The 21846-nt window shown below is 61.9% G+C and carries 16 protein-coding genes; 13 read left to right on the top strand and 3 right to left on the bottom strand.

Translation table 11 applies throughout. From position 1 onward, the window contains the following. The first annotated feature begins 138 nt into the window (after positions 1 to 138). From AC6I99_RS22295 to AC6I99_RS22275, 5 genes are all read left to right on the top strand, one after another. Positions 139 to 1620 carry a CCA tRNA nucleotidyltransferase gene (locus tag AC6I99_RS22295; protein ID WP_309930428.1) on the top strand — a complete coding sequence of 494 codons (1482 nt, stop codon included), beginning with the start codon at positions 139 to 141 and terminating at the stop codon, positions 1618 to 1620. Then, the gene (locus AC6I99_RS22290; protein ID WP_216924419.1) at positions 1617 to 2198 is read left to right on the top strand and encodes a histidine phosphatase family protein; all 582 of its coding nucleotides are present in this window, start codon (positions 1617 to 1619) and stop codon (positions 2196 to 2198) included. The genes AC6I99_RS22295 and AC6I99_RS22290 overlap by 4 nt, the downstream gene beginning before the upstream one ends. Before the next feature lie 612 nt (positions 2199 to 2810). Next, on the top strand, positions 2811 to 2951 hold the full coding sequence (locus AC6I99_RS22285; protein WP_223935169.1) for a hypothetical protein: 141 nt from the start codon (positions 2811 to 2813) through the stop codon (positions 2949 to 2951). 155 nt (positions 2952 to 3106) lie between these two features. Further along, positions 3107 to 4618, top strand: coding sequence for a glycosyltransferase family 87 protein (locus tag AC6I99_RS22280; RefSeq protein ID WP_497961894.1), 1512 nt, complete (start codon positions 3107 to 3109; stop codon positions 4616 to 4618). Beyond that, entirely contained in the window at positions 4611 to 6059 is a 1449-nt protein-coding gene (locus AC6I99_RS22275) for a phytoene desaturase family protein (RefSeq protein WP_497943967.1), read from the top strand. Before AC6I99_RS22280 ends, AC6I99_RS22275 begins: the two co-directional genes overlap by 8 nt. Positions 6060 to 6080: 21 nt before the next feature. On the opposite strand, the gene AC6I99_RS22270 is transcribed toward AC6I99_RS22275, so the two are convergent. Continuing rightward, entirely contained in the window at positions 6081 to 6686 is a 606-nt protein-coding gene (locus tag AC6I99_RS22270; protein ID WP_224165919.1) for an NAD(P)-dependent oxidoreductase, read from the bottom strand. A gap of 83 nt (positions 6687 to 6769) precedes the next feature. On the opposite strand from AC6I99_RS22270, the gene AC6I99_RS22265 reads away from it, so the two are divergent. Further along, positions 6770 to 7168 carry a winged helix-turn-helix transcriptional regulator gene (locus AC6I99_RS22265; protein WP_224092459.1) on the top strand — a complete coding sequence of 133 codons (399 nt, stop codon included), beginning with the start codon at positions 6770 to 6772 and terminating at the stop codon, positions 7166 to 7168. A 135-nt stretch (positions 7169 to 7303) separates the two neighbouring features. After that, positions 7304 to 8593 carry a DDE-type integrase/transposase/recombinase gene (locus AC6I99_RS22260; protein WP_497943955.1) on the top strand — a complete coding sequence of 430 codons (1290 nt, stop codon included), beginning with the start codon at positions 7304 to 7306 and terminating at the stop codon, positions 8591 to 8593. 88 nt (positions 8594 to 8681) lie between these two features. Here the strand turns inward: AC6I99_RS22260 and AC6I99_RS22255 are convergent, their stop codons facing one another. Both AC6I99_RS22255 and AC6I99_RS22250 read right to left on the bottom strand, forming a co-directional pair. After that, the gene (locus AC6I99_RS22255) at positions 8682 to 9386 is read right to left on the bottom strand and encodes an ABC transporter ATP-binding protein (protein ID WP_497943968.1); all 705 of its coding nucleotides are present in this window, start codon (positions 9384 to 9386) and stop codon (positions 8682 to 8684) included. Positions 9387 to 9413: 27 nt separating this feature from the next. Beyond that, entirely contained in the window at positions 9414 to 10493 is a 1080-nt protein-coding gene (locus AC6I99_RS22250; protein WP_497943969.1) for an ABC transporter permease, read from the bottom strand. A 196-nt stretch (positions 10494 to 10689) separates the two neighbouring features. Between AC6I99_RS22250 and AC6I99_RS22245 the strand changes: the two genes are divergently transcribed. From AC6I99_RS22245 to AC6I99_RS22220, 6 genes are all read left to right on the top strand, one after another. Next, positions 10690 to 11967 (top strand): sensor histidine kinase, encoded by a 1278-nt coding sequence (locus tag AC6I99_RS22245; protein ID WP_497961892.1) that lies wholly within the window; start codon positions 10690 to 10692, stop codon positions 11965 to 11967. Next, positions 11964 to 12620, top strand: coding sequence for a response regulator (locus tag AC6I99_RS22240; protein WP_497961890.1), 657 nt, complete (start codon positions 11964 to 11966; stop codon positions 12618 to 12620). The genes AC6I99_RS22245 and AC6I99_RS22240 overlap by 4 nt, the downstream gene beginning before the upstream one ends. Before the next feature lie 191 nt (positions 12621 to 12811). Further along, the gene (locus tag AC6I99_RS22235; protein ID WP_497961888.1) at positions 12812 to 16660 is read left to right on the top strand and encodes an NPCBM/NEW2 domain-containing protein; all 3849 of its coding nucleotides are present in this window, start codon (positions 12812 to 12814) and stop codon (positions 16658 to 16660) included. A gap of 103 nt (positions 16661 to 16763) precedes the next feature. Then, entirely contained in the window at positions 16764 to 18740 is a 1977-nt protein-coding gene (locus AC6I99_RS22230) for a penicillin-binding transpeptidase domain-containing protein (protein ID WP_497943973.1), read from the top strand. A gap of 13 nt (positions 18741 to 18753) precedes the next feature. Continuing rightward, positions 18754 to 20016 carry an FAD-dependent oxidoreductase gene (locus AC6I99_RS22225; protein ID WP_497943974.1) on the top strand — a complete coding sequence of 421 codons (1263 nt, stop codon included), beginning with the start codon at positions 18754 to 18756 and terminating at the stop codon, positions 20014 to 20016. A gap of 69 nt (positions 20017 to 20085) precedes the next feature. Then, positions 20086 to 21768, top strand: a complete 1683-nt coding sequence (locus AC6I99_RS22220) for an ABC-F family ATP-binding cassette domain-containing protein (RefSeq protein WP_497943975.1) — start codon at positions 20086 to 20088, stop codon at positions 21766 to 21768. Positions 21769 to 21846 lie beyond the last annotated feature (78 nt).

The raw sequence follows: 21846 nt of genomic DNA, 5'->3' as shown, positions 1-21846 counted from the left end.
CTAACGACTCTTGCCCTCGAGTGATGACCGGGACATGGCCACAAGATGGACGGCAGGAGACACGCGTTACGGGTCCGCTGGTTTTCGGATGCAACTGTGGCCCAATGCTGCACAAAAATCTGCCAAGCTTAAGGAACTATGGCGCACGTATTGGACAGCTCTTCAGTTAACTTCACCATCGATCCGGTGGTGCTCGACCTCGGGCAGCGCTTTGTCGACGCCGGCTTCGAGCTGTCCTTGGTTGGTGGACCTGTGCGCGACCTTTTCCTGGGGCGGACGTCCCCGGACCTGGACTTCACCACGGATGCGACGCCCGACCAGACGATCTCCGTCATCAAGAAGTGGGCGGACAACTTCTGGGAAATCGGACGGGCCTTTGGCACGATCGGGATGAAGAAGAACGGCTTCCAGATCGAAGTCACCACGTACCGTGCCGAGGCGTACGATCCTGACTCCCGCAAGCCCGTGGTCGCCTTTGGCAACTCCTTGACGGAGGACTTGCTGCGCCGCGACTTCACCATCAACGCCATGGCCTTGCGCCTGCCGAGCCTTGAGCTAGTAGACCCTTTCGGTGGCGTCCGGGACCTCCACGCCTCCGAACTCGCCACTCCCGGCGCGCCTGAGGCGTCCTTCTCCGATGACCCGCTGCGCATGATGCGGGCGGCCCGTTTCGCGTCCCAGCTTGGCGTGTCGGTTCACGACGACGTCCGGCTAGCCATGTCCCAGATGGCCGATCGCATCAAGATCATTTCCGCCGAGCGCGTCCGCGATGAACTGGTCAAGCTGATTAACGGCGCGCACCCGCGCGTGGGCATCGACCTCCTGGTGGACACGGGGCTGGCTGAGTTTGTCCTCCCCGAGGTATCCGCGCTCCGCCTGGAGGCCGATGAACACCACCGCCACAAGGACGTTTACCAGCACTCACTGCAGGTACTCGAACAGGCCGCGGCGCTGGAAACCGGTGCGGACGGTCCCGTACCGGGCCCGGACTTTGTGCTTCGGTTCGCCGCGTTGATGCACGACGTCGGCAAGCCGGCTACGCGCCGGTTCGAACCGGGCGGCGCGGTGAGCTTCAGGCATCACGACGTTGTGGGTGCCAAGCTGACGGCCAAGCGAATGAAGGCCTTGCGTTTCGACAACGAGTCGATCAAAGCCGTGTCCCGGCTGGTCGAACTGCACATGCGGTTCTATGGCTATGGAGACGCCGGCTGGACGGATTCCGCCGTACGCCGGTACGTGACCGACGCCGGTCCGCTGCTGGAACGCCTGCATCGGCTCACACGATCCGACGTCACCACGCGTAACCAGCGCAAGGCCGACCGCTTGTCCTTCGCCTACGATGACCTTGAGCATCGAATCTCTGCGCTCCTGGAGCAGGAATCGCTGGCGGCTGTCCGGCCTGACCTCGATGGAGCGCAGATCATGGCGCTCCTGGGGCTCAAGCCGGGTCCTGTCGTCGGCAGGGCCTACAAGTTCCTCCTGGAAGAACGGATGGAACACGGACCGCTGTCCCCCGAGGAAGCCGAGAAGAAGCTCCTGGCGTGGTGGGAAGCGCAACCCGAGTCCGCCGTCGTCGAACCTTCAACCGAAACCGCCGCAGAAACCAAGGAGTCCTCATGAACGCCGCGATCTCCCCGCGTCCGCAACTTTGGATCCTCCGCCACGGCGAGACGGAATGGTCCAAGAGCGGCCAGTACACAGGCTTGACCGACCTTCCCTTGACCGTCGAGGGTGAGCAGCAGGCTGTCGAAGCGCGCAAAGTCCTTGAGGGCATCGACTTCGATCTCGTTCTGACCTCCCCACTGCGTCGCGCCCGCCGCACGGCTGAACTTGCAGGCTTTCCCGATGCTGTCCACGAACCGCTGGCTGTGGAATGGAACTACGGAGACTACGAGGGCGTCAGCTCCGACCTCATCCGCAAGGACAATCCGGACTACCTCATCTGGACGGACGGCGTGCCCAACGGCGAAACGCTGGACGAAGTGGCCGCCCGCGCCGACAAGATCATTGGACGTGTCCTGGAATCGGGCATGGACAATGTCCTGGTAGTGGCACACGGGCATTTCTCCCGTATTCTCACGGCGCGGTGGCTGGAAATGGACGCCAAGGAAGGTCGTCACTTCATTCTTGGAACTGCGAAAGTTTGCACGCTTGGATGGGATAAGCGGACGCCTGCGATTGTCCGTTGGGGTCTCTGAAACGCGAATTTAGAAAAACTTTGGCTAAATAGTGAATTGCACTGGTCAAGACTCCTATTCATGGGGTAGCTTATATCTTGTTCCCAGAGCGACCCGCCGGGAACAAGGCGCGCATTTACCCCGGTTAATCAGTCGGGACGTAATGCCACAGCGGAAAAGGAGGTTGGGAAAAATGATTACTTTGACTAGCGGATGGAATGTGACCGTCACTGCTACCCCGGCCTCCTGCGCTGATCGACGCCATTTTTCGAAGCATTTTTCGAACCACTGACCACTCCCTGAACCACCGGACCGGCTCCAACGCCGGCGGTCTTCATGGCCACCCCTCAAGGGTGGCATTCTGAGCGGTCAGTTGTAGGCGCAGACCCACGCAACAAGCCACGGGTGCGCAGTTTCCCCAAAGTTCGGAACCAGCTTCTTGTTGGGGACGACTGCAGGAAGCACACGCAATTGTGCACGGTCATTCGCTGCTCCCGCACAGGTCTACTCACACCCCTTATTAGCGTCGGGCTATTTGTGCGCTCTTTTATGCCTTGATTTCCCTGAATTCAATTGGCTCTATTTGTTGTGCCCAATTCCGGCAATTTTCTGCAATGAAAGGAGGTGAACCACATGCCAAAGCGCCCTAAGGACCTGCGCTTCTACAAGAGCAGCGATGCTCCCAAGGAACGCACGCTGTTCAACGACCAGTTGCTCAAGCAAGGCCGTGAAGACGTCTTCGTCGTTCTGCACCAGATGGGACTCATCCGTTGATGCCCTTCAGCCCTTCCGAAGGAGTTTCCGGTGCCGCACATGCATGCTGAACCGCAGGAAGCCCACGCGGCTACGCGTGGGCTTCCCCCTTTTAACCGGTCGGCCAGAGCTGCTCCAGTGGCGTTACCCAAGCTGCCTGACGGTAAGCTCGATTTATGCAGGAGACGAAGCCGCACCGGCAGCGAAAACGTGCCCGCTTTGTGGTTCCAAGCCGCAGCGACTCCCTGCTTCGTAACTTCACGGAGGTTGTAGGTGGGCCCTTGGGCCGCCACTCTGCTCCAGGACAGATCTCCCCCGCGCCGTTCACGGTTGAACGCGTCCTCGTTGTCCTCACAGTGATCGCTGCCCTGCTTGCCGTGCTCGCGAAGGACTATTGCCGCGTCAATGGCTGGGAGACGCCCACACAGTTTTACGCCACGTGCTACTCCGACTTCCCTGAGCTCTTCCGCAACCGTGGCCTGGGCGATGGCGTGTTCCCCTTCTTCACGCAGGGCAGCTTGTTTGAGTACCCGGTCCTCATGGGGATCATCGCAGGCTTGACCGCGCTGCTCGTACCGGGACAAGGGCCGGGCGCGGAACGCATTCTGGGCTACTTCGACGTCAACGCAATGCTGATTGTTGCCGTATGGATAATTACCGTCCTCCTGACCGCCCGGATGAACAAGCGTCGCCCCTGGGATGCCGCCATGGTGGCCCTGGCCCCCGGAATCGTGCTTGCGGGGTTCATCAACTGGGACATGTGGGCTGTGGCTCTGCTCGCGTTGGCCATGTACTTCTTCTCCCGCGACAAGTTGATCCTGGCGGGAATCTGCATCGGGCTGGGAACGGCCACCAAGCTGTACCCCGTCCTCATTCTCGGTGCCATTTTGGTGTTGGCGCTACGCACTGGTCGTCTTCGGACCTTCTGGATGACTGCCGCTGCAGCTGCCGGGGCATGGCTGGCCGTCAACCTGCCCATCGCCGCGATGAACCCATCAGGCTGGCGCTACTTCTTTGAATTCACCCAGGAACGGCCCGCCGGATACAGCTCGCCGTGGTTCGCGTTCAACCTCGTGGCCGATCGGCTTCATTGGACCCAACTTGACGCCGCCACTATCAACTCGCTTGCGCTGAACCTCTTTGTCATTGCGTGCGCATTGATCGGTGCACTGGCTTTGACGGCGCCCAGGCGCCCCCGCATCGCCCAGCTGGCCTTCCTGATTGTGGCGGCGTTCATCCTCACAAACAAGGTGTACTCCCCCCAGTTCGTCATCTGGCTCATTCCCCTCCTTGCCCTTGCGAGACCGCGCTGGCGGGACTTCCTGGTTTGGCAGGCGGCTGAAGGCCTGCACTGGGCTGCCATATGGATGTACCTGGGCATGGCCACCAGCGGTGGATCCGTGCAGCACAACATTGATATGTCCTACTACGTCCTGGCTGTGGCGCTGCACATGGTTGCAACGGCGTACCTGATGGCCAGGGTGGTGATGGATATCCTGGATCCATCGCAGGATCCCCTACGCGCTTTGGGCGAAGACGATCCCCATGGCGGGCCTTTCGAAGGCACCAGGGATTGGCTCAGGATTAACCTTCTTCATCCGTCCATGTCGGTTCTGCCCTGGCGTTCAATGGTTGAGCCTGCCGCACCCAAAGCACCCCAACAGTCGGAGGTGGGTAGCGATGGCTGATGTCGCCGTCGTTGGTTCTGGTCCCAATGGTTTGGCCGCGGCAGTGACCATGGCCCGCGCCGGGCTGGAGGTGCATCTGTACGAGGCCGCCGATGCCATCGGAGGCGGGACCCGGACAAGCGAGCTGATCGAACCGGGATATCTGTACGATGTATGCTCCGCGGTGCATCCAATGGCATTGGCGTCTCCTTTCTTCAAGGAATTCAACCTGTCGCAGCGCATTGAGCTGCGCGTGCCTGACGTCCAGCACGGCACGCCGTTGGACGTGGGAGGTGCCGCCCTCGCGTACCAGTCGTTGGAACGGACCACCATGGAGCTGGGGGCGGACGGCCCAGCGTATCGTCGCCTGATTGCGCCGCTCCTGGCACGAGTGAATGGCGTCGTGGACTTTACGTCGAACCAACTTCTCCGCGTGCCCAGGGATCCCCTTGCTGCTCTGTTGTTTGGTCTCGCGACCCTTGACCAAGGAACACCGTTCTGGGGCCGGCGCTTCCGTGAAGAAGCTGCTCCGGCTTTGTTGACCGGCGTAATGTCCCACGCGTTGGGTTCCCAGCCCGCGCTTAGTTCCACGGGTGCCGGACTCTTGCTCGCCGTCCTGGCCCACGCCGGCGGATGGGTGGTGCCCGTGGGCGGATCCGCGGCTATCGCAGGTGCGATGGCCGAGGACCTCATTGCCCACGGCGGCACCATCCACACCGGTGAGCGCGTGGATTCTTTCGACCAGGTCAGGCCGGCAAAAGCCATCCTGCTGGATGTTGCTCCTCCGACGCTCGCACGTCTGGGTGGTGCTGAAATACCGGACAACTATCGTCGGGCATTGGGTGCATTCCGCTTCGGGAATGCAGCCTGCAAAGTCGACTACATCCTCTCCGAGCCTGTTCCCTGGCTTGCCCCTGGCCTGAAGCGGGCGGGGACTGTTCACGTGGGCGGTTCGCGAATGGCCATGGCCGAATCCGAGAACCTCGTGGACATGGGCAAACACCCAACGGAGCCCTACGTGCTGGTTTCCCAGCCGTCCCTCGTGGACTCATCGCGGGCACCGGCCGGGCGACACGTTCTGTGGACGTATTGCCATGTGCCGGCTGGCTCAGATGTGGACATGGCCGAAGCCGTCACTGCACGGATTGAGCGATACGCCCCAGGCTTCCGGGACGTGGTGGTTGCCTCGAAGACCACGACGGCGGCTGATCTGGCCGCGTACAACGAAAACTACGTGGGTGGCGACTTCAGCGCAGGTTTGTTGGATATGCGGGGACTGGTGCAGAGGCCAGTAGTGTCCAATGTTCCGTGGCGTACACCGATGCCGGGCGTCTACTTGTGTTCTTCATCCACCCCGCCCGGGCCCGGTGTTACAGGGATGCCCGGGTACCATGCGGCGAAGCATGCCCTCAAGGACATATTCCAGATGCCGGTACCCGGGCTCGGCCTGACCGTGGGTTAGCTGGTTTGCAGCCGCGGAGCGTTAGTTTGCAGCCGTGAAGCGTGCCCGGCGGTGGGCCGGGCTTTCGATTTCATCCAGCATGGCGACAGCGTAGTCCTGCGAGGAAATGGTGGTGCCGGCAGGAGTGTCCTTGGCCACGTTGTATTTGCCGGTACGCTCACCGGGCTGGATAACGGGAGCGGGGGCAAGGACCGTCCAGTCGACGTCCTCGGGAGTCTGCTTGACCGCTTCCAGTGCCTTCGCGGCGGTGGTGGCTTCCGCCTTGTATGCCTCGGGGAAGTCCGGGGAATCGAGAAGTCGGACGCCGTCCACCTCGAGAGTGCCTGCACCGCCAACGATCATGAGGCGGGTTCCTTCGGCGTTGCTGTATGCAGTGGCCATGGCATCGAGCCACTCTCCATGGTCGCCGCCGGTGCGGCTGGGACCCGTAGCCAGCACAACGACGTCGTGGTCCTTTGCAATGGAGGCGAAGACCTCCGCGTCGGCCAAATCGGCTGCCTGGGCCGTTGCGCCGGTGATCTCGGCGCCCTTGCGGGAGATGGCCGTGACTTCGTGGCCGCGGGTGATGGATTCATTGACGATTTCACTGCCGACCATGCCCGTTGCGCCGTAGACTGCGATTTTCATGACTCTCCTTTGGGTTGCTATCCTTGCGATAACACGAAGGTATCTATTGGATACTGATAGCTTCAAAGGAACTGAGTTACCTGATGGATACTAATGCCCTGCCAGGGAACATCCTGGATCCCAATTGCCCATCCCGCGTGATCTTCCAAAGAATCGGCGACAAGTGGGCGTCTTTGGTGATCCAAGTCCTCGGTGACGGGCCCGTGCGGTTCTCGGAGCTGCGCAAGATGGTCCACGTTGTCACGCCGAAGGTCCTGACGCAGACGCTGCGTGCCCTGGAACGCGATGGGCTCATTACCCGGACTGTCCACGCCCAGGTGCCGCCGCGGGTGGATTACGAACTAACGCCGATGGGTGAATCCCTCCTGCAGCCCCTCACCCTTCTACGTCAGTGGGCGGAGAGCCACGTCCCTACGATTCTCGAAGCCCGCGATACGTACGACGAGGCGCAGGACGATCTGTTGCTCGGCTCACCCAACTAAGTAGCAGTTAAGCGCGTTCTGAACGTCCAAAACGCGTGTGAAGTCTCAAGACTTAATGGACACTTATGTCTCATGACTTCGTGGACAGTGTGTCTCAGGACTTCGTAGACACTCGGTGCGGGTTTGCTCGGTTTCATGAGCAAACCCGCACCGAAGTTGAGCGTCCGTCAAGCAGTCGCGTTGTGGCCGACTGATGCCCCTCGGGGTGAAGTCAGCAAGTTCTGCAAGAAGCACGGGGTCTCACGGGCTTGGTTTTACAAAGTCCGGGCAGAAGCCGAAATTGCGGGCCCGGTGGAGGCCTTGGCAACGAAGCGGCCAGTTCCGTTCACGAGCCCCACGGCGACGGCCCCGGCGATGATCGAACTCCTCTTGGCCACACGGGCAGCGTTGGAAAAAGGAGGCTACGATCACGGCCCTTTGTCGGTGATCGCGACCCTGTCCCGCAAAGGCTTCGCGCCACCATCCAGAGCGACCGTGGCCAGGATCTTCAGCCGCGCCGGTGTCGTCATCCCCGAGCCGCGGAAGAAGCCACACAACGCTCAGAAACGGTTCGTCTACCCGCAGCCGAACGCATGCTGGCAGATCGACGCAACCGAGTGGCCGCTCGCGAACGGGAAGAAGGTGGCGATCTTTCAACTCATCGATGACCACTCCCGCTTGGCCTTGGCATCTCTGGTCGCGACCGGGGAAACGAGCGAGGCCGCCATCGCCGTCGTGTCCCTGGCCATCGAACGTCACGGCGTGCCGGAGAAATTCCTCTCCGACAACGGTGCAGCGCTGAATCCAACCCGCCGCGGACGCACCGGAGCGCTCGTGGAATACCTCAAATCCCATGGGGTCGAACCCATCACCGGCAAACCTGGGAAGCCGACCACCCAAGGCAAGAACGAACGCTTCCACTTCACCCTGCACCGCTACCTGCGTAAGCAGCCACCGGCCACGACCATGGCCATCCTGCAAGCCCAGATCGACACCTTCGACCAGTACTACAACACCGAACGCGAACACCAGGCACTGCCAGGGAAACAGACCCCGGAGGAAGCCTGGCACGCGACCCCGAAGACTCCTGCTCCCGCCCTGCCCGAGCCTGCGGTGACCATCCATGAGCAACGTCAAAGCGAACAACGCCGCGTCACCAAGGGCGGCCGTGTCACCGTGTTCGGGACGGCCTTCAACATGGGCAAGGAACTAGCCGGCACCGCCGTGCACATCATCTACGACAGCACCACGGTGATGTTCTTCGATGCCCACGGCACCGAGATCATCACGCACCCCATCCCCGTCAAAGGCACGCTCTACGTCGGCAACGGCAAACCCTCAGGAGTCGCTGCTGACCCTCGAGGCACACGAAGCAAACGAACCAAATACCCGCCACTAAAAGACCGCCGGAAACCGCTCAACCACGAAGTGTCCACGAAGTCCTGAGACATGAAGTGTCCACAGTGTCATGAGACATGAAGTGTCTACGAAGTCCTGAGACATCACAAACGTCCAAAACGCGCTCTACTGCGACCTAGTTGGGCAGAACGGACGGGAGGATGGCGGGGCTGATTCGTCCGTCACGCATGGTGGCCACTGAGTCTGTGAGGGGCAGGAATTCGGCGTCGTGCGTGACCATCACAGTAGCGGTGGAGAAGTCGTCCGTAATCCGCCGCAACAACCTGACGATCGATTCACTGCGTTCGTGGTCCAGGGCTGCGGTAGGTTCGTCCACCAGCAATACGGTGGGCCGACCCATGAGCGCCCTGGCGATGTTCACCCTCTGACGCTGCCCGCCCGATAGCTGGTGCGGCCTCTTGTTTGCCGATGCGGCCAAGCCCACGATCTCCAGTAGTTCATGCGCTTTGCCAAGGGCCCCTCGGACAGCCTTGCCGCGCAGGTGGTCCCGGATCAGCAGCTGCTCGACGGCGGTCAAGGACGGAAGAAGATTGGGCTGTTGAAAGATGATGCCCACCTTGTCGCGCCGCAGGGCTGTGCGTTCGGCATCCTTGAGCGCGGAAACGTCCTGGCCATCGATGACGACGAGTCCGGAGGTGGGCTTCACGAGCGTGGCCGCAACAGCCAACAGCGAGGATTTGCCGGAACCGGACGGACCCACCAATGAGAGGAACTCGCCGCGCCCAACTGCAAGGCTTACAGCGTCCAGGGCCTTGAGCGTGGAATCGCCGTCGGGGTACTCCAGAGTGATGTTGATGAGGTTCAAAGCAGGGGTCACCATTTATGCCTTTCTGGGAATATTCAAGACCTAGTTACCGCCGAGGGCAAACAGTGGATCGACTTTGGTGACATTGCGGACCGCGAGGACAGCGCCGCCCAGGCCCAGGACAACGACGCCGGCAACGGGCACCAAGGTGGTCAAAGGCGTGACGAGGAAAGGGGCCGCGCTGGCCGCGAAAAGTCCGCCCGCCAAGCCCAGCAAACCGCCACATGCTGCTCCGGTCAGCAGCACGATTGCGGCCTGGCCCAACGCATCACGGAGGACGTACCCGGAAGAGCCGCCGAGTGCTTTGAGGACCGCGATGTCACGAGTCCGCTGCACTGTCCACACGGTAAGGAAGGCCACGATCACCAAGGCAGAGATTCCGTAAAGAAATGCCTGCATGAGCATGAGTGAACCGTTCTCACTCTTGTACGAGGCCAGAGCCTGGAACGAGCCGACGGGATCCATGCTCACCGTGCCGGCCGCAGCGTTGGCGGCATCAACGCTGACTGAAGCACCGGCGTCGTAATTCACGGCCAGGACCGTGGCGGTGCCCTCAGGAGCGTGGGCGATCTTCCGCCAGGTATCGAGCGTCGTCCAGGCAACGCCGGTGTGCGAGTACCACTGGTCCTGCACAACTTCTGAAACAGTCAGCTCCGTCCCGCCGACGCGGACACGGCTGCCGACCTGGAGCCCCAGGTCCTTGGCCACGGTTTTGCCGATCACAGCCGTCCCGTCCTGGACGGGGGCAGGAGCCGTCAAACCGCCAAAGATTGCGACATTTGCGGTCCCGTTCGGAGCACCACCGCCAGCCAAGGATTGGATGCGGGTTTGGCTGATGCCAACCGCGTGTGCTGATGAAACGCCGGGTTGCTCCCGCCAGGCCTCGAGCTGGGCATTGGAAACCTCAGACTCGGTGTAGGAGGCCTTCGGCTCCCCGCCCGCCGGTGCACCGAAGACGATCTGCTGTGCGGGCAGTGATTCAATAGCCGATGTCGACTGGTTTCCGAGTCCGGCTGTTAGCCCCGAAAGCATGACCAGCAGCAGGGTAATAAGGGCCACAACACTTCCCATGAGCGCGAAGCGGCCCTTGGCGAAGCGGATGTCGCGGATGGCTAGAAACATCAGAATCCTTTGCTTGGATGCGGGCTTGGTCCCGGCTGAATCCACTCTTCCGTCCAATGGATCCGGGCACATCGGGAACCTGGTGGATTCGCGCACTTCAAGGGGTTGAACCGGCCATCATCCGATTGGTTGATTCCTGCCCCGGGACGCGGAATTTCGAGGGAGTGGAGTGACGGGCGGGGATAGGCTGGGACGCATGCAGGAGACTCCTACCGGCACCGCCACCATCCTCCGTGTGCTGCGGATAAGTCTCCATGTAGGCTTCGCCGTGCTGCTGCTGGTGGCAGTGGTGCGGCTCCTGGCAGGCACTGCGGGCAGTCCGTCGCCGTTGGCGGTCATTGCTGGACTGGCACTGTCAGCCGCCTTGGCCCTGGTCTACCTCGTGGGAACCGTCCTCGAGAAACGCCACGCCGGCAACGTCACCCGGTTCGATCCCACACCTTACTCAGGCTGGTGGCTTGGTGCCGTGATGGTCCTATGGCTGTTGCTTCTGCTGGTCAGCGGCGATTTCACATGGGTTGCCTTCCCACTCTTCTTCCTCCAATTGCACATACTCCCCCGGCGCCTCGCCTTGCCGGCAATCGTGGTTAGCACGGCTCTGCTGATTGGTGCCCTCTGGTTTCACAGCCGGGGCCCGGCCGACGGCGGTCTGCAGCTCGCGATGGTCCTGGGACCCATGTTCGGGGCTGGTTTTGCTGTGGTCACCGGACTGGCATACCGTGCCTTGTTCCTGGAGGCCGAGCACCAACGCATTGTTGCTGACGATCTCCGACGAACACGGGCAGAATTGGCCAAGACCCAGCACGACGCCGGGGTCCTGACAGAGCGCGAACGGCTGGCCCGGGAAATTCACGACACCTTGGCGCAGGGATTCTCCAGCATCATCCTGATGGGCAGGTCTGCGGGGAAAGCGTTGGACGAGGGGGACATGAAGACCGCGAATGAACGGTTGAGGATCGTACAGGAGACCGCGTCGGCGAACCTTGCCGAGGCCCGGAGCTTTGTCCGTGATCTTCGGCCGCCCGCTTTGGAAGAGTCTGATCTGGTGGATACGTTGCGGAGGCTTTGCGAAAAGACCGAGACCGAAGCAGCCGCCCGGGGAACAGCACTGCGCTGCCGTTTCGAGCTTGTGGGCACGCCCTTGGACCTGCCCAATGCTTACCAGACCACCCTGCTCCGGGCCGCCCAGGCTTCCCTTGCAAACGTGTGGGCGCACGCCCGCGCAAGTGCCGTCGTCGTGACTTTGTCCTTCCTCGACTCGGAGGTAACCCTGGATGTTTTCGACGACGGCATCGGTTTTGAACCGTCGACGGCGGCCGGTACAGCGCGCGGCGACGGCACCGGCGTCGGGCTTCAAAGCCTTCGCGAACGCCTGGCTGCGCTGGATGGCAGCCTGGATATCGAATCGGCGCCTGGCGAGGGAACAGTGGTTGCCCTTCGGGTGCCGCTGCCTACCCGGGAGGGCGGGGCATGAGTGACATCCGCATCCTCCTGGTGGACGACCATCCTGTTGTGCGGGCCGGACTCCGGGCGATGCTCGCCGATTTTCCTGGTGTCAGCGTGGTGGCCGAGGCCGCGGACGGTGACGCGGCGCTGGCCGAACTGGGCAGGTTGAACACCCTGGGTGAGCCTGTGGACCTGGTGCTGATGGACCTGCAAATGGGTACCGGTATGGACGGCGTTACCGCCACAGGCAGGATCAAAGCAGGGCTGGCCGGGACTCCCCCGCCGCCCGTCCTTATCCTCACCACCTACGACACGGACGCTGACATCCTCGCCGCTGTTGAGGCCGGCGCCAGTGGCTACATGCTGAAGGACGCCCCGCCTGAACAGATCCAGCAGGCTGTGTTATCCGCGGCCGCCGGTCAAACCGCGCTGGCACCGGAAGTGGCGGCCCGGCTCATGGGCAGGATCCGAAATCCGTCACCTGCATTGAGCCCGAGGGAAGTCCAGTTGCTGGAACTCCTGGCCACCGGAATGGGCAACCGCGCCATGGCGAAGCAGTTGTTCATTTCCGAGGCAACAGTGAAGACGCACCTGGTGCATATCTACTCCAAGCTGGGCGTTGATAACCGAACGGCGGCGATAGCGGTGGCGGCGCAACGCAGGATCATTCGCGGCCACTGACGGCCACTGACGGCCAGGCGGCTTGAGGGACACTAGACGTCCCAATGAGGCCCCAGCAAGGCAAGTGCCGTCCCCAGTGGCGAAGAAATTCTTTGTTAAACGATTGACCTTTTGCCTTTTTGCAGTGACGATTAGTGCACGTTTCGCCATGAGTTAGATCACAAAAAGTCACTCGTCGAAAGTTGGCCCCCATGTCCGCACCCCTCAAGGGCTTATTCAGTGCTGCGCCCAACAGCCCTGGATGCGTCCGCAATTCCTTCCTCAAGAAAGCAGCGTCCCTCGGATTGGCGTCGCTTCTGCTTGCTGGCGGCATCCCCGCCCTGACCTTCGCAACGGCAGCAAATGCCGCTCCCGGCGACCCCTCCCCCATCAAGGCAGTCACCCCTGAAGTACCTGTCGATGCAGCGGGAGTACCCCTCGGAGCGGTAACCGGATTCACCCAGTCCGGAAACGTCGTCGACCTCTCCACCGAGCGAGGCGCCATCCGCGTCACCTTCCTGGACGACGGCAACTTCCGCCTCGAAGCCGATCCCAGCGGCAAGTTCACCGACCCCGCCAACACCGATCAAGGGGACCCGGCACGGACTGCCAACATCGTGGTGGGGAAGGACAAGTTCCCCGGCAGCGCACCAACAGTCACGGACGGTGACTGGCTGGTCCTGAAGACTGCCAAGATCAGTGTCGAGATCAACAAGGCCACCACCCAACTCCGGCTGCTGAGGGCCGATGGGTCCCTGGTCTTCCAGGAGTCCGCCCCCATCACCTTTGGTGCGAACTCGGCAACACAGCACCTGGCCCCGCAGGACGGCGAGCAGTTCATCGGCGGCGGCATGCAAAACGGCCGCTCCGTCCACACCGGCGCGCTGATCAACATCGCCCGGAATTTCGACTGGGACGACGACGGCTATCCCAATGCGGTTCCGTACTATATGTCTTCCAAGGGATATGGCGTCCTGCGGGACACGTTCGCCCGCGGCTCCTACAATTTCGGCGGGCAACCCAGCACCACCCATGAGGAAAAGCGCTTCGACGCCTACTACTTCGTGGGCGACTACAAGCAGTCCCTGAACGCTTACACCACGTTGACCGGCAAGCCGATGATGCCGCCGGTCTACGCCTTGGAATATGGCGACGCCGATTGCTACAACCGCTCCAATCCCGGCTATTCGTCGTCTGGATTCGGCGATCCCGACGGCGCCAAGCAGCGCACGCCCGACGCCATCAAAACGGCACGGAAGTTCGTTGAGAACGACATGCCTGCGGGCTGGATGCTGGTCAATGACGGCTACGGCTGCGAGTATCAGCAACTTCCCGAAACCGTGAGCAACATCGAGGAAGAAACAGACCTCAAAGTTGGTCTGTGGACCCAGCGCTCCTTGACCAATCAAGAGTACGAAGTTGGCGATGCAGGTGTACGGCTGCGCAAGCTCGACGTCGCCTGGGTGGGCCAGGGCTACCGTCAGGCACTCACCGGCTGCGAAGCTGCGCATGGAGGGATCGAGCAGTACTCGAACGCCCGCGGCACGTCCTTGATGGTTGAAGGTTGGGCCGGCTCGCAGCGTTGCGGCATGCAGTGGACGGGTGACCATTCAGGAAACCTCGACGCCGTTCGCTGGCAGGTCCCGGCCCTCACCGGTGCCGGCAACTCGGGCCTGGCGTTCACCACCGGCGACGTGGATGGCATCTTCGGCGGATCCCCGGAGTCTTACGTCCGCGACCTCCAGTGGAAGGTCTTCGCCCCGGCGCTCTACTCGATGTCCGGCTGGGCAGCGACGGACAAGCGTCCATGGCTTTACGGCGAGGAAGCCACTGCCATCAACCGTCAATACCTTCAGCTTCGGCAGCAGCTCATGCCCTTCATCTACTCACTCGCGCACAACGCTTCTGACACAGGCGTCTCCATGATGCGTTCCATGGCCCTCGAATTCCCTGACCAACAGTGGTCTTACGGCGCCGAGGCGAATAACCAATTCATGCTCGGATCCGACTTCCTGGTGGCCCCGGTCTTTACCCAGACCGACGTCCGCAACGGCATCTTCCTTCCTGCCGGCGAGCAGTGGGTGGACTACTGGACAGGCAAGCTATACCAGGGTGGCCAGATCCTCAACGGCTACAACGCGCCACTCGACAGGCTGCCGGTTTTCGTTCGCGCAGGTGCGGTGATCCCACAAGGTATCGTGGCCCGCAACGCCTCCTTGGTTCCCGAAGATTCCATGATCACTTTGGATATCTACGCCAAGGGGCAAAACACTTTCACCCTGTACGAAGATGACAAAGTCACGCGGGAATTCAAGGACGGAAAGTCTTCCACCCAGCTCCTCGCCGTGGAGGCACCCGGCACGGGCAACGGCAGCGTTATGGTAACTATCGGTGAGCGAAAGGGCGAGTACACGGGCAAAGCTGCCGCCCGCCCCTACCAGCTCAAGGTCCATGCAGGTGCGGCGCCCAAAGACGTCAAAATTGGAGGCACCACACTGGCCCGGCACGGCACCAGGGACGCCTACGATGCCGCTGCCGCCGGCTGGTTCTTCGATGAGGCCAACAACGGTACCGTCCTCGTGAAGACAGGTGTGATCGCCTCCAACCAGTCAGCCACCATCCAGCTTCAGCAGGCCGGACCCCTGGGCGGCAAGAGCCAGGAAGATACGGCAGCCGAGGTGCGCGTAAGCACTGGCCAGCAGGTATTCCAGGACCAGGAAACCACCGTCACTGCAGCTTTCGTAAACACCGGGATCAAGGCCAAGACAAACGTTGTGCTGACGCCGGTGCTGCCCGACGGGTGGACCGTCATCTCCTCCTCCGGGGCAACTGCCGCGAAGGTTGAGGGCGGCGCAACAACCACGGCGACATTCGTCATCAAGCCCGGCCCCACCGCGAAGGCGGGTCAGCAGACCGTGCAGGTCTCGGCGTCATACGCTGCTTCTGACTCAAGCGAGCAGTCGGTGACTGGGGGCAACCAGATCTACGTGGCCTATGGCTCCTTGGCAGCTGCATACAACACCGTCGCCGTGACCACAGTGGCGGGGAAGGCGCTCGGAAACTTCGACGGCGGAGGGGCCACCTTCGCTGCCGAGCAGCTGGCTGCCGCTCCCATCCCGGCAGGCGGCGTACGGCCGGGCAGCACTGTGACAGTGGAAGCGGGCACGTCCAAGCAGGTGGACTACACGTGGCCAGCGGTGGGCCCCGATGTCCCCAACTCGGTTGCACTGTCCGGACAGACCATTGCGGTCAAGGGCAAGGGAACACACCTGGCTGTTCTCGGATCAGCGGCTGTTGGCAATGGAACAAGCCCTGAGTTGACCCTGACATATGCCGATGGAAGCATGGAAAAGCAGTCGATCTTCTTCCCCAACTGGTTGCAGCCCTCAGTGCTGAACGGCGCTGTGGTGGCGGTGTCCGAACAAGGCCGCAACAACGCCAACGGACCGTCCCCGGAATACACGCAGTACAAATACCAGGCGTTCTCCAACACGGTCCGGCTCAACCCCACGAAGGAACTTGCCTCTGTCGCGCTGCCTACAGACGCGCGGGTGAAGTTCTTTGACTGGAAGGTCACGTCGCAGCCGCTGCCCGACGTGCCGCACGGATCGGTCTACGCGTCTGAAACTCCGTGGATCCAGGCCATCAACGGCTACGGCGTGATCGGCAAGAATGTGGCAAACAAGGATTCGGCGTCATCACCGGACAAACCGCTGACCATCAACTACACCGATCCTGCAACAGGCCAGCAGCCTTCCTTCGCAAAGGGTCTGGGCGTTCACGCGGCCTCCAGGATCACGTATTACCTGGGCGGAAAATGCACGTCGTTCACCTCGCAAGTAGGCCTGGAAAGCGGCTTCGGTGGCAACATCATCTTCAAGGTCAATACCGACGGCGTGAACAAGTACCAGTCGCGAACGTACACGCCCGGGTTCGCTCCGGAAGCCGTTTCCGTAGACCTGACGGGTGCGGCATACGTGGAACTCGTGGTGGACCCCTCCGGATCCATCAACGGCGCGCACGGTGTCTGGGGTGATGCCAGGTTCACGTGTGCCCCGTAATCTGACTCGCCAGAGCCCGCCCCGCCCAGCTCCTTTGGGTGGGGCGGGTCCGGGTTGTGGTCGCGGAGAGAAACTGTCGGGGGAACGGGGCATAATGTCGCAAATGGGGAAAATGAGAACACGGAATCTTGTCCTTGGCTTGGTAGCGCTGGTGATGGTTGGTTCGCTGACGGCCTGCGATGACGGCCGCGCCGGTGCGGAAAGTGCAGCGAAGCAGCTCGCCTCCTCTCTGGCCGCGCTCGACGTCGGTTCACTCGCCGTAGAGGGCAAGGACGCTTCCGCGGCCAACGATCAACTCAAAGCGGTGTTTGAGGGACTCGATGCCAAGCCATCGGTTCAGTCAGGTGACGTGAAGCTCGACGGCGAGACCGCCACCTTCCCTTTGAACTACAGCTGGAACATTGGCTCAGCAAAATGGGAGTACAGCTCCGAGGCTACGTTGAAAAAGTCCGGCGATAAATGGGCTGTCCAATGGAATCCCCAGCTCCTTGCCCCGGAACTTTCGGACGGCGAGACGCTCTCCGTCAAGACGGTTCCTGCCCAGCGCGGACAGATCCTCGGCGCAGGGGATGCCCCCATTGTCCAAGACCGTCCGGTTTTCCGCGTTGGTATCGACAAAACCAAGCTTGCCGCTGATCAGGCGGATTCCGCCGCGCGGGCAATGGCTGCTTTGCTCGGCCTTGACGTTGAAGAGTATGCCAAGCAGGTGGCAGCCTCGGGTCCACAGGCTTTCGTGGAGGGCATCGTCCTCCGCGCTTACACCCCCGAAATTACCGAAGCAAAGATCACTGCCATTCCGGGAGGCGTGAGCATTCTGGACTCCATGGCGTTGGCACCAACACGCACCTTCGCCAGAGCACTCCTGGGAAGTGTGGGCCAGGCCAGTGCAGAGCAGATCGAAAAGTCCAACGGCGCCTTGCGGGCGGGGGACACCACAGGAACCGGCGGCCTTCAACAGAAATACGATTCGCTGCTCCGCGGGAAGGACGGCGTGGAGGTGGTCGCCAAGCAGGAAGCGAAGTCGGAAGGCGAGACCCCTGCAAGCAAAGTATTCTTCTCGTCCCTCCCTGTGCCCGGAACAACCCTCAAGACCACGCTTGACCTGAAGCTGCAACAACTGGCCGAAGAGACTCTTGCCGGGGTTGGGCCGGCGTCCGCCATTGTGGCGCTTAAGCCTTCCACTGGAGCTGTTCTCGCGGCGGCATCAGGCCCCGGCAGCAACGGCTACAACACGGCGATGCTTGGCCAATACGCTCCGGGGTCCACGTTCAAGATCGTCGATTCCCTGGCGCTGTTCCGCGACGGCGCGACGCCTGATTCCAAGGTCGAATGCACCCCGACGCTGACAGTAGACGGCAGAACCTTCAAGAACTCCGAGGGCTACCCGGAAAGCTCCTTGGGTTCCGTAACGCTGCGGGACGCTTTTGCCCATTCCTGCAACACCGCTTTCATCAATGCCCGTGACACGGTCAGCCAGGACCAGCTCGAGTCTGCCGCCATGGCATTGGGCGTGGCCGTGGAAGCGCCCAAGCTGGGCGCCGACGCCTTCCTCGGTTCAGTCCCCGGCGCCGCAGAGGGAACCGAGCACGCGGCATCCATGATCGGCCAGGGGAAGGTGCTCTTCTCCCCACTGTCTGCGGCGATCATGGCAGCCTCCGTTGGCAACGGCGCTCCGGTGTCCCCTCAACTCGTGCTGAACCCTGAAGCCGGGAACTCCAGCGCGGCAGCTACGCCCACGGAAAGTGGCAGCGCGCCGGCGTCGTCCGCTTCCGTTAGCGCAGCGCCCGCGTCACCGCCCTCAAGCAAGCCGATCACCAAGGAAGAAGCGGCCGCGCTATCCGACATGATGCGGGCGGTGGTTACCTCCGGGCATGCTGGATTCCTCGCCCAGGTGCCGGGAGCGCCCGTCGGGGCAAAAACGGGTACTGCTGAGTTCGGCAATGAGGACCCGCCCAAGACCCACGCGTGGATCGTTGCCGTTCACGGAGACCTGGCGGTTGCTGTGTTCGTGGAAGACGGCGGCCTGGGGGCAACCACCAGCGGACCGTTGTTGAAGTCGTTCCTCACCGCCGCCGGTTAAATCGGGAGAAGCTATGGAAAGCAGCACGCAGTGCGTTGTGGTTGGCGGAGGTCCGGCCGGGATTGTGCTGGGCTTGCTCCTTGCCCGGGCCGGAGTTGAAGTCACTGTGTTGGAGAAGCACGCCGACTTCCTGCGGGACTTCCGTGGCGATACTGTGCACGCCTCCACCATTCGCCTCCTCGACGAATTGGGGTTGGGCGAAGGGTTCCGGCAGCTACCGCAGAGCAAGCTGGGTAATTTCCAGCTGCCTGCAGGGACCGGGGATTCCGTGATCCTCGCTGATTTCGGGCTCCTCAAGGAGCCGTACAACTATGTGGCAATGGTGCCGCAATGGGACTTGCTGAACTTTCTGGTGGAGGCAGCCAAGCAGGAACCCACGTTCACGTTGCGGATGAACACTGAGGTCACAGAGCTGCTCCGCGACGGGTCCGGCGCAGTATCGGGTGTGGCGTACAGAACCCGGGACCCCCTCACCGGCGAAAACCTGGGGACGGGCGAACTGAAGGCTGCATTGACGGTGGCGTGCGACGGCCGTAGTTCGGTGCTTCGTGCACGGGCGGGTTTGGTCCCACGCGAATTTCCGGTGCCGTTCGACACGTGGTGGTTCCGGCTTCCGAGGAATGCCGATGAAAGGGATCCCGTGGCGTCGATTGCCCCGAGTTTCGGGACTTCGGACGTTCTGCTGAGTTTGACCCGCAAGGACTTTTATCAGATCGCCTACCTCGCGGCCAAGGGACTGGATCCGAAGTTGCGGGCAGAAGGCGTAGAAGCGTTTCGTGCACGCGTCGCAAGGTTGCGGCCAGACCTATCAGACCGTGTGGACAACATCCGCTCCGTGGATGATCTCCACCTGTTGGACGTGAAGCTCAACCGCTTGTCCGAGTGGCACAAGCCGGGCCTGCTGCTTATTGGCGATGCTGCCCATGTGATGTCCCCCGCCGGTGGGGTGGGGATCAACCTGGCGGTGCAGGACGCCGTCGCAGCGGCCCGGATCATTGCTTCGCCGCTGCTGAGTAAAACGCTGGACGACCGCCACCTCGCCGCCGTTCAGAAGCGGCGCTGGCCTCCAACCGTGATTGTGCAGACGTTTCAGCGGGTGCTGCATCGCGTTATCTTCGCACAGGTCATGGCGGGCAAGCAGCCAAAGCCCCCCAAGCTGTTGCTCATTGTGCTCCGTAACTTTCCCGGCCTCCGGAAGTTGCCTGCACGGATGATTGCCTTCGGCCCACGACCCGAACATGCACCGCAGTTTGCCCGGCGAAAGCCTGACGCTTAGCTCACTCGGGGCACCCAGGCCAAAGTTCCGCCGTCGGGCCTTAATACCTGGGCGTGGGAAGATTGGGCGGTGGCCCATATTGACGTTTCCGGCATCGACTACTTCCTCTCCGACGGCACCCAGTTGCTCAACGGCGTGACCTTCAAGGTGCCTGATGGCACTAAGACCGCGCTGATTGGGCCCAACGGAACCGGCAAAACGACGCTGTTCAAGATCATTTCCGGCGACCTCACACCCGACGAAGGCGTCGTAGGCAAGTCCGGGAACATGGGCATCATGCGGCAGTTCGTGGGCCAGGTCCGGGATGAATCAACCGTCCGGGACCTGCTGGTCTCCACGGCCCAAGCCGGGCTGGCGGCAGCTGCCAAGGCGGTTGAAGAGGCCGAACTCGCCATGATGGAACACGACGACGAACCCACGCAGATGAAGTACGCCCAGGCGATCGTGGATTGGGGAGACGCCGGCGGTTACGACGTCGAGACGGTCTGGGACGAAGTCTGCATGGCGGCCTTGGGAATTTCCTTCGACAAAGCACAGTTCCGACGCGCCTCTACGCTGTCCGGCGGCGAGCAGAAGCGACTCGTCTTGGAAGCCCTCTTTGCGGGACCGGATGAACTCCTGCTCCTGGACGAACCGGATAACTACCTTGACGTCCCCGGCAAGCGCTGGCTGGAGTCAAAGCTCAACGAATCCAAGAAGACCGTGCTGTTCATTAGCCACGACCGCGAGCTGCTCAACAACGCCGCCGGACGAATAGTGACGCTTGAACCAGGCATAAACGGTGCCGGTGCGTGGATCCACGGTGGCGGTTTCGGCTCCTACGTGGAGGCGCGTGCCGATAGGAACGCCCGGTTCGAGGAACTCCGCAAGCGCTGGGACGAGGAGCATGTGAAGCTCAAGGAACTCGTCAACATGTACAAGAACAAGGCTGCGTTCCGGTCCGACATGGCCAACAGGTACCAGGCAGCGCAAACCCGTCTTGCAAAGTTCCTTGAGGCTGGGCCGCCCGAGGCCCTGCCAATCGAGCAGAACGTCAAGATGCGCCTCAAGGGAGGGCGAACAGCCAAACGCGCCATCGTGGCGGAGAAGCTTGAACTCACTGGGCTCATGAAGCCGTTCTCCACTGAAATCTGGTTCGGCGACCGTGTGGGCGTACTCGGTTCCAACGGTTCCGGAAAGAGCCACTTCCTGCGCTTGCTCGCCACGGGAGGCACCGACCCTGAGCGGGAGCACTTGCCGGTGTCGGACGTTGTCATTGCTGAAGTGCCGCACGAAGGAACTGTGAAGCTGGGCGCCCGTATCCGCCCGGGATTCTTCGCACAGACGCACGTTCGCCCGGATCTGCTGGGCCGGACTTTGTTGGAGATCCTGCACCGCGGCGATGAACACCGATCGGGCCTTCCCCGCGAAGCTGCCGCAGGTGCCCTGGACTCCTACGGTTTGGCCGGCCAATCGGAGCAAAAGTACGAGTCCCTGTCCGGTGGCCAGCAGGCGCGGTTCCAGATCCTCCTGCTGCAGCTGTCCGGAGCAACCCTCTTGCTCCTGGACGAGCCTACCGACAACCTGGATCTGCACTCCGGCGAGGCCCTGGAGAGAGCAATCGATGCTTTCGAGGGAACGGTCCTGGCCGTCACCCATGACCGCTGGTTCGCCAAGTCCTTCGACCGCTTCCTGATCTTCGGCTCCGATGGAAAGGTCTACGAGTCCGAGGAACCCGTCTGGGATGAGAAACGCGTGGAGCGCGCCCGCTAGTCCACACGTTCTCTCACATCATTGCCCTTTTCGCCCGATGCTCTCTCAGTTGATGAGAGAGCATCTGCGCTCGTCAAG

It is taken from the genome of Arthrobacter sp. TmtSoilC77 (assembly GCF_059739415.1).
The sequence above is the reverse complement of the archived record's forward strand: the minus strand, read 5'-3'. Positions and strand labels throughout refer to the sequence as shown.